General features: G+C 58.0%; 15 protein-coding genes and 1 tRNA gene. 5 read left to right on the top strand and 11 right to left on the bottom strand.

Going from position 1 to position 17,462, the window contains the following annotated elements:
• Positions 1–215: 215 nt before the first annotated feature.
• Together ACESLM_RS16280 and ACESLM_RS16285 are read right to left on the bottom strand one after the other, a co-directional pair.
• Entirely contained in the window at positions 216–1,922 is a 1,707-nt protein-coding gene (locus ACESLM_RS16280) for a GMC family oxidoreductase N-terminal domain-containing protein (protein ID WP_372632640.1), read from the bottom strand.
• Positions 1,915–2,562, bottom strand: a complete 648-nt coding sequence (locus tag ACESLM_RS16285) for a hypothetical protein (RefSeq protein WP_372632641.1) — start codon at positions 2,560–2,562, stop codon at positions 1,915–1,917. The genes ACESLM_RS16280 and ACESLM_RS16285 overlap by 8 nt, the downstream gene beginning before the upstream one ends.
• A 226-nt stretch (positions 2,563–2,788) precedes the next feature.
• Between ACESLM_RS16285 and ACESLM_RS16290 the strand changes: the two genes are divergently transcribed.
• From ACESLM_RS16290 to ACESLM_RS16300, 3 genes are read left to right on the top strand one after another with little or no spacing between them, the layout of a single operon-like run.
• Positions 2,789–4,318 carry a spore germination protein gene (locus ACESLM_RS16290; protein ID WP_372632642.1) on the top strand — a complete coding sequence of 510 codons (1,530 nt, stop codon included), beginning with the start codon at positions 2,789–2,791 and terminating at the stop codon, positions 4,316–4,318.
• The gene (locus ACESLM_RS16295) at positions 4,315–5,499 is read left to right on the top strand and encodes a Ger(x)C family spore germination protein (RefSeq protein WP_372632643.1); all 1,185 of its coding nucleotides are present in this window, start codon (positions 4,315–4,317) and stop codon (positions 5,497–5,499) included. Before ACESLM_RS16290 ends, ACESLM_RS16295 begins: the two co-directional genes overlap by 4 nt.
• A 23-nt stretch (positions 5,500–5,522) precedes the next feature.
• Positions 5,523–6,611 (top strand): GerAB/ArcD/ProY family transporter, encoded by a 1,089-nt coding sequence (locus ACESLM_RS16300; RefSeq protein ID WP_372632644.1) that lies wholly within the window; start codon positions 5,523–5,525, stop codon positions 6,609–6,611.
• A gap of 395 nt (positions 6,612–7,006) precedes the next feature.
• Here the strand turns inward: ACESLM_RS16300 and ACESLM_RS16305 are convergent, their stop codons facing one another.
• The 6 genes from ACESLM_RS16305 to ACESLM_RS16330 form a co-directional block, all read right to left on the bottom strand.
• Positions 7,007–7,249, bottom strand: coding sequence for a hypothetical protein (locus tag ACESLM_RS16305; protein WP_372632645.1), 243 nt, complete (start codon positions 7,247–7,249; stop codon positions 7,007–7,009).
• Between the two features lie 250 nt (positions 7,250–7,499).
• Positions 7,500–7,587: transfer RNA gene (locus tag ACESLM_RS16310), tRNA-Leu, on the bottom strand.
• A gap of 157 nt (positions 7,588–7,744) precedes the next feature.
• A complete protein-coding gene (locus ACESLM_RS16315) occupies positions 7,745–8,143 on the bottom strand; it encodes a carboxymuconolactone decarboxylase family protein (protein WP_372632646.1) in 399 nt (132 codons plus the stop codon).
• A gap of 82 nt (positions 8,144–8,225) precedes the next feature.
• Positions 8,226–8,441, bottom strand: coding sequence for a hypothetical protein (locus tag ACESLM_RS16320; RefSeq protein WP_372632647.1), 216 nt, complete (start codon positions 8,439–8,441; stop codon positions 8,226–8,228).
• An 87-nt stretch (positions 8,442–8,528) separates the two neighbouring features.
• Positions 8,529–8,864 (bottom strand): hypothetical protein, encoded by a 336-nt coding sequence (locus ACESLM_RS16325; protein ID WP_094045897.1) that lies wholly within the window; start codon positions 8,862–8,864, stop codon positions 8,529–8,531.
• 83 nt (positions 8,865–8,947) lie between these two features.
• Entirely contained in the window at positions 8,948–9,520 is a 573-nt protein-coding gene (locus ACESLM_RS16330) for a xanthine phosphoribosyltransferase (RefSeq protein WP_094046026.1), read from the bottom strand.
• Between the two features lie 253 nt (positions 9,521–9,773).
• On the opposite strand from ACESLM_RS16330, the gene ACESLM_RS16335 reads away from it, so the two are divergent.
• Positions 9,774–10,502, top strand: a complete 729-nt coding sequence (locus tag ACESLM_RS16335; RefSeq protein ID WP_372632648.1) for a hypothetical protein — start codon at positions 9,774–9,776, stop codon at positions 10,500–10,502.
• A 181-nt stretch (positions 10,503–10,683) separates the two neighbouring features.
• Complete coding sequence (locus ACESLM_RS16340; RefSeq protein ID WP_372632650.1) at positions 10,684–11,760, top strand: YkvI family membrane protein; 1,077 nt, start codon at positions 10,684–10,686, stop codon at positions 11,758–11,760.
• Here the strand turns inward: ACESLM_RS16340 and ACESLM_RS16345 are convergent.
• From ACESLM_RS16345 to ACESLM_RS16355, 3 genes are read right to left on the bottom strand one after another with little or no spacing between them, the layout of a single operon-like run.
• Positions 11,744–14,953 (bottom strand): AAA family ATPase, encoded by a 3,210-nt coding sequence (locus ACESLM_RS16345; RefSeq protein WP_372632651.1) that lies wholly within the window; start codon positions 14,951–14,953, stop codon positions 11,744–11,746. The two genes, ACESLM_RS16340 and ACESLM_RS16345, sit on opposite strands and share 17 nt — an antisense overlap.
• An 18-nt stretch (positions 14,954–14,971) precedes the next feature.
• Positions 14,972–16,255, bottom strand: a complete 1,284-nt coding sequence (locus ACESLM_RS16350) for a metallophosphoesterase family protein (RefSeq protein ID WP_372632652.1) — start codon at positions 16,253–16,255, stop codon at positions 14,972–14,974.
• Between the two features lie 5 nt (positions 16,256–16,260).
• Positions 16,261–17,454, bottom strand: coding sequence for a glycosyltransferase family 4 protein (locus tag ACESLM_RS16355; RefSeq protein WP_372632654.1), 1,194 nt, complete (start codon positions 17,452–17,454; stop codon positions 16,261–16,263).
• Positions 17,455–17,462 lie beyond the last annotated feature (8 nt).

Here is a 17,462-nt window from a genome sequence, read left to right on the forward strand (position 1 = left end):
CATGCGGAGGAGTTCGATCTATTTCCCCAATGTCGCCATTCCTATTGTTTAGCGCATTTTCTTTCGGGCATTCGACGATTATTCCTGTTTCCATCGGGCAAATTATTGTGAAAGGGGGGATTTTCCATCAAACGGTTTTGGAAGGCCGTCGCATTTTTGCTGATCGTCGCTTTGTCTGGAATCGTCCTTTATTTTTCCGTTTCCATTCCCGTAGGTTAGGAAAAATAGAGTTTGGTCAGTTTCTCCGACGTACGGGTCGCAAGCGCTTGGGTCGTCAGCGTCGGATTGGGACCACCGATTCCATTGAAGTGCACGCTGTTGTCGGCGATGAACAGCCGTTTTACCTGGTACGCCTCGCAGTTCGTGTCCACAACGTACCCCATCCGCATCGTGCTTTCGAGGTGAAGCATGAAGGCGAACGGCGTATCCGAACGGATGATCGTCTTGGCGCCGGCTTCCTTGAGAGTTTCGCAGGCCAAACGGGCCAACCGGTCGCGTCTCTCCAACGTTTTGGGACTAGGGGTGTAATAGACGACCGGAATCGGACCGTTCTCGTCCTTCAGGAGCGGATCAACCTCCACCCGGTTGCTGAACATCGTTTCATCGTCCGTAAGAAGGAGATAGGTCATCGTTCGGGTATAGTTCGTCATCAGCTCTTTCAGCGCCGGACCGACTACCCTGCCGCGGATATTCCACGGTTCTCCCGTCTTCGGCGGATTGAGAGCGTCGTACCCCGCTTCGCTGAAGCCGTAAGTCAGGAAGGACATCAATCCCGGACTCAGGCAGGATACTTGAAAGATTCCGGTTCCCGGAATGTCGACTCGGGCTCCCGACGTGTGCCCCATATAGGGATAGACGGACGGCAAGCCCATGATGCTCATGAGATCCTTCTCGTCGAAAACCCCGCCTACCCAGTCGAAGCAGTGGTTGGTCAATCCTCTGCCCACCCATGCGTTGCGGGGCAATCCGGAATTCAGCCACAACCGCGGCGATTCGATGCACCCGCAAGCCATGACGACGGCTCTGGCCGTCAATTCGCCGATCTCTCCCGTCCACGTATCCCGGAATTGGACGCCCGATGCGCGAAGCCCTTCCTTCGGATCCTGCTCCGTCAAGATCTTAATTGTGAAGGAATTGGGCCGGATCGAGACGTTGCCGGTTTTGAGCGCGAGCGGAACATAGCTGACCAGCGTACTCCTTTTGGCAATGGTGTCTACCGTGGGACCGGTCGTGCAGCCGTTGACGCAATGCCCCCTCAGGGTGCAGCCGACCATGTTGGACAATTGTTCCATGGAATAGTTGGGATCCATCAGATGCTCGTTGGCTCGCAATATCGCGTTCGGATTCGGACGGTAACCCGGGGTCGTGACGTTCAACGTCGGAATGAGCTGATAGCCGGCTTTCTTGGCGCCGTAATAGAACAACTCTTCTTTCGGGGTCGTCGGCGAAAACTGCACGGGCAGCGTCGCTTCCGCTTTCTCGTAATAAGGGATCAATTCATCGTAGCTGATCGGCCAGATCCCGTCGATCGCGGACGGAAACGCTCGCGGCGATTGCGACCAATAATGCTGCGTCGTTCCGCCGACGCCGGCAAGCTGCCAGATATCTCCCTTCTGTCTCATGATCCGGTGCCAAGGTGTACGCCGCCGGTCGGCCGGCCCAAAGCGGAAAACGCCGGACACCACATCGTTCATATTGTTTTCGTATGAATTATAAATCCTCTTATAGATCCCTACATCCAAGTCGTCATAGCTGGAGCTCCATTCTCCTCCTCGCTCACTGTTCGGATTTTGCCACTTTTTATTTCCGTAGAACGGCCCGGCCTCCATCACCAGAACTTTTAACCCCATTTCTCCAAGCTCCTTGGCCGCGACGGCGCCGCCTCCGCCGGACCCGATTACGATTACGTCGGCATCATACAATGTAAGATTCCCCTCCTTCGCGTACGATCGTAAGCTGAAAACCGAGAAGCGCGCGGTACCCGAGCGATACGCCCGGATATCCGACCTGCCTCCAACTGATCGGGAAATGCTCCAGTCGTCTTTGGGTCGGCGTCGCCAGCCGGGTCGTTCCGTAAGCGGACCATTCCGAGTAATTGCCGAACATCGTCTGCCGGTTCAGAAAGTCGACGATAAATGTAACGAACCCTCCGTCGTCCCGATACGGGGGCGGCAACTCGCCAAGATCGACTTGCAGATTTTCCAGCATAGACAATGTTCGAATGCGATCCGCCGGCATGAGAGCCGCGAAGGGGACGGCGGCTTGCAGCCTGTAGTGCGCTTGGCCTGAAGCCACGAGTTGGGCCGCTCCGGCATTCAGCATGCCGGCGGTAGGAGCGGCCAATGGAATTACTTCCGGATAGTAGCCTAGTACAAGCGTAAGGCTGTGATCCATCTCCCAAATCATGTACTCGTGAATGCCGAGTTGAACCGCGCCGATCGATTGATCCGCTCCATCAACGGCCAGTACAGGCGTATTTGGGACGATCGCATCGACAAGCGCTCGAAACGTTGCAAGTGTGTACGGATCGACGGATGCGGCGTATTCGACAGCTGGATGCATCGGCAGTCTCCTCCCTCCTATTAAAGCCGTTCAATGGAGAATATTCGAGAGAGCCCGTCTATACTCACAAAAATTATGCGTTTTTAGGGAATAGAGCTCGATGAAAAAGAGGAAATACTTCTCCGCTAATCCTTATTCGAATGAAATTGGGAAAGACAGGGAATATTACGCCAGACATCTTTACTTTCCAGCTTCAACCATCTTTAGCGACGTCAGGGTGAAATCGATGAAAAGAAGAACGAATCGTCAGAGACCGATCGGCGAACTGCTAGCAGAACCTTCGTATGCGTCCGACGCCGTATTATCCGATAAGCTGGACGATATCGAAACGGAAATCCGGAAAATCTTCGACAAATGCGCAGACCTTGTCGTCCGCAGGCTTATGGTCTCGGCCGACGTGCCTGTCATGGTCGTGTATTTGAAGGCGCTCATCGACGAGGGGATGTGGGAACAGGGACTGCTCATGCCGCTAATGAATCTCGAGATCGAGAATACGCAGGACCCCGTCCCTTTTTTCGCTCGGTTCAAGGCCACGCTGCCATCCTCCAACCCGCCGAAAAACACGTCGAACATGCAGGAAGCCGTTCGCCTCATCGTCCATGGCGGAATCGTCTTGTTCTTCGAATCGCGCAAGCAGGCGCTGTCCTTCCATATCGACGACCAGCTGCAGCGCCAACTCGAGGAACCGATGACGGAAGCGGTCATTCGCGGCCCCCGCGTCGGCTTCATCGAGAAAATTACCGTCAATATGACGCTGCTTCGTCAACTGATCCGGACTCCCCGCCTAAAGCTGGAACGGATGACTGTCGGAACGATCACCGATACCGAAATTGTCGTCGCCTACATCGAGAATCTTGCGCCTCCAGCCGTGATCGAGAAAGTCAAAAAACGCCTTTCCGCTATCTCCTTGGACAGCGTGATGGGAACCGGCTATCTCGAAGAAATGATCTGCGACACCCCCTACACGCCGTTTCCGCTCATCAAGACGACCGAACGGCCGGATGCAGTGGCAGGATCTTTAATCGAAGGAAAAGTCGCGGTATTCGTCAACGGAACGCCGATGGTCATGATAATGCCGATCACGTTCTGGTACGGATTTCAATCGGTGGAAGATTACTATTTGAACTTCATTGTTGCCTCGATGCTGCGATGGCTGCGGTTTTTGTTCGCCCTTTTCGCCTTCACGATGCCCTCCATTTACGTCGCGATCACGACCTTCCACCAGGAGATGATTCCGACCAGCCTGGCGCTCAGCCTCGCGGCCGCAAGGGAAATTGTTCCCTTTCCGGCGATGGTGGAAACCTTGATCATGGAAGCGACCTTCGAAGCGCTGCGCGAAGCCGGAGTCCGTCTTCCCCGCGCGGTCGGCCAGACGATCAGCATCGTCGGCGCGCTCGTCATCGGCCAAGCCGCCGTTCAAGCCGGAATTATCTCCGCCCCCATCATTATCGTCGTCTCCTTGACGGGAATCGCGTCCTTTCTCATCCCTCAAACCGCGATGAGCCAGGCGATCAGCCTTTTTCGCTTTCCGTTGGTCCTGTGCGCGGGCATGTTCGGACTCTACGGGATGAGCGCGGGCTTGATCGCGATGCTGATCCACCTGGCGAGCCTGCATTCCTTGGGAATGCCCTACCTCTGGCCGATCGCTCCTTTCAACCGGAAAGGCACGTTGGACGTTCTGTTCCGAGCCCCGTGGCGGTTCTTGCATAAGAGACAGCAGTATCTCTTGCAGAAGAGAGAGCTGGAGAACCCATGAGGATCGATCGGAAAGCGCACCTGATCTTCGTACTGATCGTTGGCCTGGTCTTCGTCGCCGGTTGCTGGGACCGCAGGGAGATGGACGAAATCGCGCTTGTCATGGCCAGCGGCGTCGATATTACCGACGACGGCCAGCTCGAATTGTCGGTTCAGATCGCTCTGCCGACCGCCATTCCGGGCACGCTGCAAACCGGAGGAACAGATAAAAAACCCGTCCAGGTCATTTCGGTAAAAGGGAGGGCCGGATTGGAAGTATTCGCCCTACTGCAGCAGCAGCTGTCGCGGCAGCTCTTTCTCGGTCACCGGGCGGTCATCGTGTTTGGCGAGAAATTCGCTAAGGCCGGCATCGATCAGGCGCTGGATGTGCTGATCCGCATGCCTGATAGCCGATATAATAGCTATGTCTTGACAAGCTACGGTACGACTGCGAAGGAATTGTTGAATGCCCCTTATCGTATGGAAGTGATTCCCGCGATCGGCATGAAAAATATCGAAGCCGCAAAATACAGCGTTGCCGTCAAGGTCGACGAATTTATATCCGACCTGTCCACCGTCGGGAAAATGCCCGTTACCGGCGCCGCTCGGCTTTTCGAAGACGCCGCCGGGGATAAAACCTTCCAAATCGACAAAGCGGCCGTTTATCGAGGGAACAAATTGGCCGGGTTTTTATCGGGAAAATACTTGAAGGGATACAAATTGATGTCCGGACAGGCCAAAGGCATGAAAATAGCCGTTCAAGTCGAACCGGTGCGAGAGAAAACGAAGGGAATCGTAACCGTCGAAATCTTGCGGGCGAAGACGAAAGTGCTCACGCATTGGGAGAAGGATACGCCCCGAGTAACGGTCTCATTCGAAGCGACATCCAGAGCCTTGGCGAACGAATCCAGCCTGGATCTAAGCAAAGCCAACCATGTTCGGCGACTCGAAACGGAATTGACGGACAAGCTGCGAGAGACGATCTCGGACATGATCGCGAAAACCCAGCGCGAATACCGTTCGGACATCCTCGGATTCGGCAGGGAATTCCATATCCAGCACGCGAAGGAATGGAAGAAGCTGAAGGGGCAATGGGACGAGCTTTATCCAGAAATTCCGGTCGCCGTAGCCGCCGAGATGAAGATCGAACGGATCGGCAGAATCCAGGCTCCCGGACCGCTGAGCAAGGAGGAAGTCCAATAATACGCAATAGGAGGAAATAACGGATGAAGCTGACGGGGCTGCAGGTGTTCTGGATGATTATGGTCATGGACCTCGGCATGACGCTTGTCATGACGCTTGCGCCGGCCGCTCAGGCGGCGCAACAGGATATTTGGATATCCCTTCTTCTCGCCGGGCTTTCCATCCTGTTGATCACTTCCGTCGTTACCCGCGTAACCCTCCTTCATCCCGAACAGGACTTAATCCGATTCAGCCAGACGATCTTAGGGAAAGGCTTGGGCAGGATCGTAATCGTGATTTATCTTGTTCAATGGTATACGATTACGCCGATCGTCCTTCGGCAGTTCAACGATGTCTTGCATGTGATGATCAATCCGACGACGCCCAAGCTGGCCATCATGCTGATCATGGTGGCGCTGATCTCCTACGCGACCTATTCCGGAGGCATCGTCACGGTCGCGCGCTGCAGCGAAATACTCGGTCCGATCATTCTGTTGATGATCTTCCTCGTGTTGGTCGCTAGCATTAACAATGTCGACATTAAAAATCTGCTGCCGGTGTACGCGGACAGCGGCGCGGCGGCCATCTTCAAAGGCGCTCTGCCTCCGACGTCTTATCTCGGGCATGCCGTCGAGTATATGATGCTGGCGCCGTTTCTGCATCAGCCGCGCAAAGGGGCTCCCTACGCGTACTGGGCCGTCGGGATCGCTTCGTTCGCCGCGTTGATCGCGATGACGATGACCATCGCGACGATCGGCCCCAGCCTGTCTACAAAACTGTGGTATCCTTTTTTCGAGATGACCCGCAAGATCTCGCTGTTCGGCTTCATCGAAAATCTCGACCCCTTTACCATCGTCATCTGGGTTGCGAGCGTGTTCATCAAATTGGCCATCTATATGTTCATCATGGCCTACGGAACGGCCGAATTTCTGGGAATCAAAAAATGGCGAAGTTTGATCTGGTATATCGCTCCGGTCGTGTTGGGGTTCGCGCTTATCCCGCAGAACGTTTCGGAAGCGACCTCGAATTACCTGCTTAATTACTGGGTGCCGGTCGCGCTGCCCGTCAATATGATCGGGTTGCCTCTTCTGCTGCTCGCCGTCGGAAAAATCAAGCAGGCTCGAAAAGCTTAGCCTTGGACGATGGCATATTGACCATGAGACGAACATCCTCAACATAGTCCGCGTCAACGCTACCGATATCTGTGTAGCCGTCCAAACTGACTGCCACGAAGTACACGCTGTGGAATAGGATCTGATCGTCACATACCAAACGCCGTCGATCTGTAACTTCTTTGCGGCAACGAACTCAACCTTCTTCGCTGATTCGTTATAGCAGCACTAGCCCATCGATTTTACAGCAATGACTTTTGATAAGGATGACGGATCAAGAAAATTTCGATCACATCCTGGTTATATTGACTCGATGATTTCCACCAAATGCTCAGCGATCGCAGACCAACCATTTTCCTCCCGCCAAACATCCAGCCTGATAAGGGATTGTAACGCTGTCTGCTTCCAAATAATCATCATTTCCGACTGCGCCGCGCTAGCTGTTCCAGCACTTCCTGCTTGGAAAGAGACGGATTATCCGCATTCATGGCATCCAGCAACAACATTTCTTCTTCAGGATCCGTGACTTCATAGTTCCCTGACTGACTTATTTCATCAATTTCAAACAACATAAACTTGCGGCTTCCGACCTGGATATAAGTGTCGCCACTTGTGATGGCGTTGGACAGTTCTTCGTTGTTGAGTTTGAGAAGCTTCATACGTATGCCTCCCCTACGGAGTTATGAAGCAATTATAACACATTGGGACAGAAGCAAACCATTCCCAACTGGCTTATCGTGTATAGTGACGGTGACGATGGTTCGCGTTTTGGTGATCCTTTTTTCGATGATCTCTTACCAATAAGTTCACCGTTTTCAGCCATGACCTTCTTCGATTCAACTATCATTACGGTGCTGTATAACGCAAAAATAAAAAACCCTTCCGAAGAAGAGTTTGTTTTGTAAGGTATGGTGCGGTCGAGAGGACTCGAACCTCCACGGGGGGTTAGCCCACACGGACCTGAACCGTGCGCGTCTGCCAATTCCGCCACGACCGCATAATGTTGTGAGCTTCGCGCATGATCGTCTTCGCCGGTGAGGCTTGAAGTAACAGTCGCTTGTCGAAATCACGTATATTAAAATAGCATAGATTTCCGACCGAAGTCAAGCCGACTTAACAAAGTTCTAATTTTCAGTTAATATTGCTATCCTCGTTCAGAACGAAGGAGATACGTTGGCTTCCGGAAGCTCGGGCAACTCGTCGTCCTGACCGAACTCCGTATCCTCGAACGCGTTGAATTGAAGATGTCTCAGCGGGTCGGAATCCGCATGCGAGATTTCGTCCGGCAGCGGGGACGCTCCGACTTCCGCGTCTCGCAGCGCGTTCTGCACCCACGACGTACCGTTCGCTAATACCTGCCCTCTCGCGGCTGCGGCGGCGACCTGAACGGTCTCCATAAGCTGCTCGTCGCTCGCGCCCAGCGCCTTCGCTTCCTGCGCGTAAAAGTATGTATGGGCTTCGTTGTTGGCGAAGAGCGCGGCGCCCAGGCCGATCAATTGCTTCGTTCTGGCGTCCAGCGCTCCGTCCTCGAACCGTTGAACCGTTGTGTTCATGCTGACCCCTCCGTTTTCGGAATTCGTTCCGCGGCAGCGAAAGCTCGCCACTGCTTCTCAGCATTCCTCCGGACGGCAGACTTCATTCAATCGACCACTTGCGTTCCTCGCTCGCGAGCTGGATCTGGTAATTGCGCTTCGCTTTGACGACTCTCCGATTCGGCCTCCGGATCAGCACGTATTCGTCGTCCCAGGCGACGACGATGCCTACGACATCGTTCTGCTCCAGCGCGTCGCGGACAAGGCGGATCTTCGTCCCTTCCACGCGCAGCTTGTCCAACTGTTCATCGTTCAACATCGTATTTAACCTCCTTTTCCCTCTCACGCAGAAAAACCCGCAGGACGAGGCGTCGAGCGGGTTTCCCGGTATGATCGCCGGCTTGCGTTACCCGACGTGTTCTTTCGAATCGTTCGTTTCGTACCAATAGTCGAGCACTTTACTGGACATAACTCTTCCCTGCACGTATTCCGCCTGGTGGGGCGCGAAGCTTTCCGTCCACGGAAGCTCCAGTTCCTCGCACAGCTTCACGATCGTGAGCAATTCCGACCACGCGACATACCGTTTGTACCAAAAAAATTGCGGATGTTCGATCATGTAAGGGTACAGGTCGTCGAACTCTGTATGCTTGCAATCGAGCGCGCGCTCGAAATGAGTTTTAGCCTCTTCCAACTTGTTCAGGAAGAAGTCGACCGGCAAATTGACTTGATTCGAGTTGACCATTGCAGTTCGCCTCCCCATCTGCAGAATAATCCTATTATACGTTATTGCAGCTAAGATCGGAAGGACGGATGCCGCCCGATTTGCTAATCTTCGAACGTAATCGTATTGTCCTCGAGGGATTGGATTCTCACAAGCGTCTCCACGCGGAATCCGAGTTCCCGCAGCGCCTTGCCGCCCGCTTGGAACGATTTCTCCAGCACGATGCCGATTCCGTTCAGCTTCGCTCCGGATTGTTCGATAATTTTAATCAATCCGCGCGCCGCGTCGCCGTTGGCGATAATATCGTCGATAAAAAGAACCGAGTCTTCCTTGCTCAGCAGGTGACGGGATACGATCAGATCTGTGACGATACCTTTCGTGAACGAAGGAACTCGCTCGCAGTAGGCGTCGGGCTCCCCGAGCAGCGTCTTCTTCCTGCGCGCGAACACGAGCGGCACGCCGAGCTGAAGCGCGGTCGCGAACGCGACGGGAATGCCGGAGGATTCCACCGTTATCACTTTCGTAATCGGTTCGCCGGCGAACCTGGAGGCGAATTCCTTGCCCATCTCCATCGTCAATTGCGGATCGACGCTATGGTTAAGCAGAGAATCCAACTTCAACACCCCTGCATTTATGACGCTTGCTTCCTTCAAAATTCTTTCCTTGAGAATATCCATCGTCTTCCCCACCACCCGTTGTCTTTTCCGTTTAACGTAACATATCCTCTTCCCCCGCGCAACACCGGATTGCGGTTTTTTCCGGGAGGACGGACAGAAATCCTCTCTGCGAAAAAACGCGACTAAAGTCCCGACAATCTTTGACTCTATGCGACAATAGCAGGAAAATAAAAAATAATTTGAAAGGCTCGAAACTTTTCCAGCTTATGTCATGTCTTATATAGATGAAGGGAAGTCCAGGGAGGGATGAAGCATGACGATCCATATGCCTGTATTCATGCGAATTTGGAGCGTATTGCTTCTATCCGCAAGCTTGGTCTCATGCAGCTCGTCCTCTTCGGATACTTCGCCGACCTCTTCGGCTTCTCCTTCCGCGTCGGCTCCGACGGACGTTAAAGTTCCGCTTCGGGAGTCGCAGCCGTCCGAGCCCGCAACAGGGCAATCGTCGGCAACCAAGGAAGAGCTTTCTTCCGGCGAAGCGCCTTCGACGGGGCCGAGCGAACCGCCGGAACCCTCCGAGCCCTCCGTCGAAGCTTCGACGGTCCAGCCCACTCCCCCGCCGGAAGGCGGGACGTCGGAGAATCCAGGCAAGCACCGTTTTCTAGCCAATTCGCCTTCGCTCGCCCATCTGAAGCTGGGATACACGGATACGGAAGTCGTCAAGCGCTACGGCCTGCCCGAGGAAACCTATCCTCTGCCCGGTGACGAGGAAACGATCGAAATATGGGAATACGACGGCCTCTCCGTCGGACTGAACGAACGGGATAAAGTCGTCTATATCGAGATCAGCTCCAAGAAAGTAGACACGGGCATCGAAAATCTCGATTATGGCATGAAAGGCTCGCAAGCCGCGGAACTGCTCGGCCTTCCCGGGGACGGACAGATGAACGTCCTGTCGCTGGAAGTAACGGGAGGCTGGCTGAAAATCGATCTGGATCCCGATACGCAAAAGGTTCTTTCCCTCAAGCTGCTCAACCTCTAAAAATAGAAAGCAACCCGTTCCTTACAAACGCAACGCCTTCCTTGCACCGGCGCGTCCGGTTCTGGAAGGCGTTGTTTGTTTGCGCTCGGAGCGTCTCGCGTTTCCTTCCAAGGCATGCCCGTCCGATTGCCGACATAGAGTAGATTAAGAATGGACGAGTTGGGGTCGGGAGGTTCCGCGAATGAAACATTGGGCCAGAAGCATCCAAGTCGCGCTCGTATTTATCGGAACCGTCGTAGGTGCGGGTTTCGCTTCCGGCAGGGAAGTGCTGCAATTTTTCACCCGATTCGGGCATTGGGGACCGTATCTGATCATCGTCTCCACGATGTTTTTCGTGTGGATCGGGGCCAAAGTTATGCTCCTGTCCGCCAAATTGAACGCCAGATCCTACGAAGACTTGAACAAGCATCTGTTCGGCGACAGAGCCGGGCGCTGGGTCAGCCACATGATGCTGATCGTGTTGCTCGGCGTCAACGCGGTCATGCTGGCCGGCGCGGGTTCCGTCTTCTCGGAGCATCTCAACCTGAGCTACCAGACGGGACTGATCGTGACGATGTTCGCCTGCTTTTTGCTGCTGCGCAAAGGGATGAACGCCATTCTGGCGATCAATACGTTCGTCGTCCCGCTCATGATCGGCTTTTCGGCCTTTCTCGTGTTCGAGACGCTGAGGGAGCCGCTGCCGGATCAATGGTTCAGAGCGCCGAACGAGCAGTCCGCGTGGGCGGCCTGGCTGTCGCCCTTCCTGTACGCCGCGTTTAACCTGTCGATGTCCCAGGCCGTTCTCGTTCCGCTCGGCTCCACGATCGGGGATTCCCGAATTTTGCGCAAGGGAGCGTGGATGGGCGGAATCGGCATCGGGGGGCTGCTGCTCGCCGCCCACTTCGCCTTGTCGTCGCGCATGCCCGGCATTGCCGACTTCGATATTCCGATGGGCGGAATCGCCAGAGAGCTCGGGGCATGGCTGCATTGGGTGTACGTGTTCTTGATTTTCATGGAAATCTTCACGACGCTCGTCGCGGATGTTTACGGGCTTACGCTTCAATTGCACGAGAGGACGAAAGCTTCGCCCTGGATGCTGACGGCGATTCTGCTGCTGCTCTGCTTCCTCGCCGGACAGTTCGGCTTCGGCACGCTGCTCTCGGCGCTGTATCCGATGTTCGGCTTGCTCAGCCTGGGTTGGCTGTTCCTGATCAGCCGGGATCGGGCGCTCCCTTCCGGCCCCGGCCGGTCTCAGCGTCCGCCTAAGCTCCCAGCGTAATCAAGTTCGCTCCTTCAACTCCGGAGACGATCGTCCGGGCGACGTGACGGTGGCAGGTAAACAGCAGCGCCTGCCTCGTCTGTCCAAGCTCTTCGAGCACCGGCAGCGTTCGCTCCAGCCTCGTCTCGTCGAAGTGGACGAACAGGTCGTCCAGCAGCAGCGGCAGCGGGTGTTCCGGCGACGCAGCGTCGCAGAGCGCGAACCTCATCGCCAAATACAGCTGCTCCTGCGTGCCGCGGCTTAAATAAATGCTATCCAGCAAGGAGCGTTCCTTCGTCTCCGCCAGCAGTGCTTGGGAATCGCCCGGAGCCACGATGCGGATATAAGCTCCTCCGGTCATCCGCTGAAAATACCGGGAAGCCCGCAGCAGCACCTCCGGCTGCTTCTCCTCCTCGTAGACCGCTTTCGTGCGGACGATCAGCTTATCCGCGAGCGCCAGCACCGCATATCGCTCGGTCAGCTCTTCGAGTTGGTCGACGAGTTCTCCAAGCCGCTGGGTCTTATCCTCCAGCTCGGCATCCCCGCGAAGCCGTTCGAGCTCCTGCGCCAGCCGGCCGCGCCGGTCCAGCAGCTCCGAACGGCTCGTCTCCGTCTCGGCAAGCCTGAGCCGCAAATCTTGGGCAAGGGCGGCGAGAGAAGCTTCGTCGCGAGAGCCCAGCAGTTCGTACAGTTCAGCCTGCGCGTCCGCATCCCGCCCGGATTCCAGCCGAAGCTGCATCTCGCGGGCTTCCCTGCGGAGCGCACGGCAGCGCTCGTCAATGCGTATCCGGCCGTCCAGCTCGATCTCCGAACCGACGCCGAACTCGGTTAACGTCTTCCGGATTCTCTCCTCCACGCGCTCGAGCTCGGCCTCGGATTGCCTAGCCTTGGCATTCGCCGCTTCTTCTTGCGCTTCCAGCCGCTCGGCCGCTTCTTTGACGGACAGTTCCTCCGACGCCGCGCGGTACAGCCATTGCACGGCAAGCTGGGCATCCGCTGCGATTCCGGCCGGCGGAGGCCGCTTCCCGGCAAGACTCATCGCCGCGCGATCGAAATCGCCGATCGCGAGATCCAGCGCGCGGACGCGCTCCTTAAGCCGATCCCTCTGCCGCAGGGCGGCTTGTCCCCGCTCCGCAGCCGCGAACAGCTCGGAAGCCCCTGCCGGCGTCAGATGAAGCGGCAGCTTGCGCTCGGTCAGCCACCGCTTCCACCGCTCGCGAAGCTCGTCCAGCAGCTTCAGCTGCTCGTCGGCCTCTTCGCCGGCCAGCTTCCGCTCCTTCAGCAGCTGCTGCATCCTTCCCTGCCATTCCTGCCTGCGCGCGTCTTCGCGGTCGCTGCGCTCCCACAGCTCCAGCTGCTCGTGCACCGCCTCGCGCAGATTGCGCCAATAAGCGTCCGCTTCCGCCGCCGTCCATTCCGCGCCGGCCCGAGACGATTCTTCGTCCAGCAGCGCCGCAGCCGCGGCTTCGGTATCGGCCAGCAGCAGCCTCAGCTTCTCGTTCATCTTATCGCGGCTGGCATGATAAGCTCCGGAATGCGCCTCCGGATTGCCTGGCGAGCGGGAAGCTTCGTTCCCGCGCCTGCTCCAGACGTATGCGGCCAGACCGGCGGAGAGAGCCAGCAAGCCTGTGGAGACGAGCGCGGATAACGGGGAGAGCCCCCCTTCCCGCCCTGGCAACAACGGCCACAGGAACGCCGTCAGCGCCGCGGCCGCCGCGACCCAGATGAACCATCCAGGGGCGCTCCGCTCACGTCCTCTTCCGGAACGCGACAGGGCGGCGCGCTCGGAAGGCCTGGGTCCGTTCGAAGCGGCTGACCGTTCGAATTCCCGGCGCGCATCCTCCGCCTGATGCCAGGCTTGCAGCAGCTCGGATTTCGTTCCCGGAGCAAAACCGACAGACAGGAGGGATTCGGGCATCGCATGCAGCACGTCATCGCCATCCGCCTCTTCGTCCAGCAGCGCCTCGCGCTGACGATCCAGCCTGCGCAGCTCGGCTTGCAGCGTCATGGTTGCCCTTTCCGCCTCTTCCCACGATTGCCGCAGCATACGCACCTGCTCGCGTTCCGCCGCCAAGCCGCCGAACGCGGCCAGCTCGGCCTCGCCCCACTCCGGCGAGATCAACGCGAGCGAGCTGCGCACCGCGTCGTCCAGAGAGATCAGCTCGGTCTCCAGCCGAGTCCGCTCCTCCCGCTTGGCCGCGATTCCTTCGCGCATCCCCTCCAGTCTCTCCAGCTCGGGGAACGCCGCGAGCCGTTCTTCATCCCAATGCAGCCGCACCCGCTGACGCCGCAGCTCCTCAAACTCCTCCCGCTCCGAAGCCAGCCTGTCCCTGGCGGAACTGCGAAGGCTTCTCAGCTCCGTCCATATTCCTGCCGCGTCCTCGGGCAGCAGAGCGGCGGAAGGATCCGGCAGCTCCGCACGCAAGTCGGCGATCTCCGCGAGCAGCGCTTCCCGATTCAGCCACCATTCCCGCAGCTCCAGAGCCCCTTGCAGCTTCGCCGTCTCCAATCTAAGCGCGGGCAACTCAGCGTCCAGCTGCCCCAACCGCTCTTCGATCCGCTCAAGTTCCCGCGTCGTTTCCGCGTAATCGCGAATCCCGTCCCGGCTTCGGCGAATGTCCGCCTCCAGCTCCTTCATGCTCGCAAGCAGACGATTCATCTCCTGGGTCGATCCTTTGGGACGATACAGGCGATCGAGCTCCGCGCCGATCTTGCGGCGCGCTTCCGTAATCGATGCGCCTCCGGCCAGTCCGGCATGATATAAATAGTTGCCCAGCTCTTCTCCCTGCAGCGTCCTCAGCTCGTGCAGCTCGTTAAGCGACACGGCGAATAGCTGCCGGAACAGCCGCTCGGACAAGCCGCCCAGCAGCAGTCTCTCCCACTCGGACTGCCCGACGGTCCGTTCCGTTCCCGAATCGTCCCTCAGCCGGATCTCTCCGCCCCGTTCCGCATGGCGTTCGATCCGCCACTCCCGTCCCTCCCTGTCCGCCAGCACGAGCCGACCCCCGTGTCGTCCGCCGAATACGGGCTCTCCCCGCTCCACCGGGTCCTTGCGCGTTGGGAAGCCGTACAGCATGCTTCGCACGAACCGGAGCAGCGTGCTCTTGCCGGCCTCGTTCGGTCCGTAGAGCACGGTGATCCGCCCTTCTCCGAGCGAAAGACCGAGACCGTTCAGCGCGCCGTATCCGTCCACTTCGATTTCCCGTATGTACATGTCCGCTCCTCCTTGCGCCTACCCCGCATCGTCGTCGCGCAGCAGCGAAGCGCTCAGCTCCATCGCCCGGCGGATCCACCGCTCGCGTTCCTCGCGCGTTCGCCCGTCCAGCCACTCCCGAACGCGGGGCAGCTTGCGCAGCGATTCCGTCGCTTCGTCCAGCATCGCCTTCGCTGCCTCCGGGTCGGCCGAGGCCAGCATGCCGCGGCGGATCAGCTCGCCCAGAAATCCGTCTTCCTCGGCGACACGCTCCAGCTGCAGTTCGCCGGAAGTGCGCACGAGCAGCGATTCCGGCCAGATCCAATCGTCCGTCTCCTCCGGGGACGCGAGACAATCCCGCACTCCCTCCAGCCACTCCTCGGCCGCTCCGGCCCGAAGCAGCAGCTCGTGCATCGGGCCGCGTCCCTCCAAGCGCAGCCGCGCGACCGTCGGCCGCCCAGAGGAGTCCCGGCGCGCGTCCTCCAGCGCGGACAGCATCGCCTCTTGAAGCTGCTGCTCGCGCTCCAGTCCGTCGATCGGAACGGCGATCTCTCGCCAGACGACGTCCGCCAGATCGTGAAACCGCATGTCCACCGCGCCGGAGTCCGAGACGGACACGGCGTAGGCGCCTTTGCCGCCGGCCTCCCGGACGCTTCTCCCCTGCAGATTGCCGGGGTAGACGACATGCGGATATTCGCTCAGCACGCGCCGGTCGTGCACGTGTCCGAGCGCCCAGTAGTCGAAGCCGGAAGAAACGAGCTCGTCCAGCCGGCAAGGGGCGTAGTCGTCATGTGCCGGGTCGCCGTCCACGTTCGCGTGCAGAACGGCAATATGAAAAGGCGCTCCCTCCCGTTTCCTGAAGCGAAGCGCCAAATTATCTCCGACGGCCCGCGTCGGGTAGGAAATGCCGTAAATATGAGCGGCGGTTTCGCCGCCGCGGGCATATGCCGCACAGCAATCGACCCGGGAAGATCCGAAGACGTGGACGCCCTCCGGCCAATCCAGCTGCGCCTGCCTTCCGCTCTCGTGGTCGTGGTTGCCGTGCACGATATACGTGCGAACGCCTCGCTTCGCCAAGTCTCCCAACGAGCGCTGAAGCCGCAGCTGGGCACGCAGCGAGCGGTCCGCCGCGTCGAACAGATCGCCCGCGATCACGACGAAGTCGGCGCGCTCCCGCACGGCCAGCTCGGCCAACCGGCCGAGCGAGGCGAAGGTCGACTCGCGCAGCCTCTCCCGCACGGCGGCCGGCGCCTTCGCCAGCCCCTTGAACGGGCTGTCGAGATGCAGGTCCGCGGCATGAATGAAGGTAAAGGGCATGCCCATTCCGTTCACGCCTCCTCGTCGCCGTCTCCCGCGTCCGCGGCGGTCTCGGCCTCGCTGTCCGCCTCGGCTCCCTCCGGGCCGAAGGAGATGTAAATGCGCTTGAGCTCGCTGATTACCCGGTTGAGCGAGTAGATTTTCTTCGCTTTGTTCCAGCCCGCCCGCGCCATCTCGTAACGGAAATGAGGGTCGTTGATCACCGTCTCCAATGCGCCCGCCAGGGCGATCGGATCTTCCGCCGGCACGAGCAGCCCGTTCGTTCCGTCTTCGATTTGCTCGGCGATGCCCCCGACGTTCGTGCCGACGAGCGCGAGCAGACAGAGCGCCGCTTCCGCGAACACCGAGCCGAACGCTTCCGCGCGCGATGGCAGAACGAACACGTCAAAGAACGGCATCAGCTCTTCCGGGTGAAGCATGTATCCGTAAAAAATCGTATCGTCGTAGATGCCGAGCCGCTGGGACAGCTCCTCCAGCTCCTTGCGGATCGGGCCGTCCCCGATGATGTGCAGCACGAACCGGGAATCGCGCTTGCGCAGCTCGGCGCAAGCCCGGAGAAGAATGTCCAGCCCTTTCGCCGGAACGAGCCGGCATACGGTGACGAGCTGGGTCACTTCGTTGTCGTGCGGCACCGGCTTGAATCTTCTCTCGTCGTATCCGTTAGGAATGACGATCGTGCTGTCAGGTTCTTGAAGGTACGTGCCGATATATTGAGCAAAGGACTTCGACACCGTCATCAGGCGATCCGCCTGGTGTTCCAGCTCTCCGTAGATCGAAGTCAGAAAACGGTGCTCAGGGCCGCCCTCGGCGATTCTTCCGTTCAGAATAAGCTCGCGCTCGTAGCTGGAGTGAACCGTCATCAGCAGCGGCGTGTCGGGATAGATCCGCTTCATGGCGAGCGCGGCGATCGGATGGTGGGCGTGGATCAAGTCGAAGCGCTGCCCGGACAGGCGGAGCTTCACCCACCAGATGTAGTCCTTGTAAGTCTGAATGTATTTGTCCACGATGGCGTTGCCCGCGTAAGGCCGCCAATCGAACGTCGCGAATTCGATCTCTTCATGGCCCTTGTTGCGAATTCGCTTGGGGAGCGAGAACATCTCCATCTCCCAACCGATCTTGCGGAATCTCTCCCCGATGTAGGGAACCATGGACGAGACGCCTCCCGGCTGCTCCGGGGGGAAAAACAGCGCCTGCAAGATGTTCAACGGCGTTA

The sequence above is a fragment of the Cohnella sp. genome (assembly GCF_041641335.1).
Taxonomy (GTDB): domain Bacteria; phylum Bacillota; class Bacilli; order Paenibacillales; family Paenibacillaceae; genus Cohnella.

Bases quoted from the DNA above. Each gene is read 5' to 3' on its own strand.
- ACESLM_RS16290 (WP_372632642.1), top strand. From the start codon at position 2,789: ATGAAAAGAAGAACGAATCGTCAGAGACCGATCGGCGAACTGCTAGCA.
- ACESLM_RS16350 (WP_372632652.1), bottom strand. From the start codon at position 16,255: ATGGGCATGCCCTTTACCTTCATTCATGCCGCGGACCTGCATCTCGAC.
- ACESLM_RS16295 (WP_372632643.1), top strand. From the start codon at position 4,315: ATGAGGATCGATCGGAAAGCGCACCTGATCTTCGTACTGATCGTTGGC.
- ACESLM_RS16305 (WP_372632645.1), bottom strand. From the start codon at position 7,249: ATGAAGCTTCTCAAACTCAACAACGAAGAACTGTCCAACGCCATCACA.
- ACESLM_RS16335 (WP_372632648.1), top strand. From the start codon at position 9,774: ATGACGATCCATATGCCTGTATTCATGCGAATTTGGAGCGTATTGCTT.
- ACESLM_RS16320 (WP_372632647.1), bottom strand. From the start codon at position 8,441: ATGTTGAACGATGAACAGTTGGACAAGCTGCGCGTGGAAGGGACGAAG.
- ACESLM_RS16330 (WP_094046026.1), bottom strand. From the start codon at position 9,520: ATGGATATTCTCAAGGAAAGAATTTTGAAGGAAGCAAGCGTCATAAAT.
- ACESLM_RS16325 (WP_094045897.1), bottom strand. From the start codon at position 8,864: ATGGTCAACTCGAATCAAGTCAATTTGCCGGTCGACTTCTTCCTGAAC.
- ACESLM_RS16345 (WP_372632651.1), bottom strand. From the start codon at position 14,953: ATGTACATACGGGAAATCGAAGTGGACGGATACGGCGCGCTGAACGGT.
- ACESLM_RS16340 (WP_372632650.1), top strand. From the start codon at position 10,684: ATGAAACATTGGGCCAGAAGCATCCAAGTCGCGCTCGTATTTATCGGA.
- ACESLM_RS16300 (WP_372632644.1), top strand. From the start codon at position 5,523: ATGAAGCTGACGGGGCTGCAGGTGTTCTGGATGATTATGGTCATGGAC.
- ACESLM_RS16315 (WP_372632646.1), bottom strand. From the start codon at position 8,143: ATGAACACAACGGTTCAACGGTTCGAGGACGGAGCGCTGGACGCCAGA.
- ACESLM_RS16285 (WP_372632641.1), bottom strand. From the start codon at position 2,562: ATGCATCCAGCTGTCGAATACGCCGCATCCGTCGATCCGTACACACTT.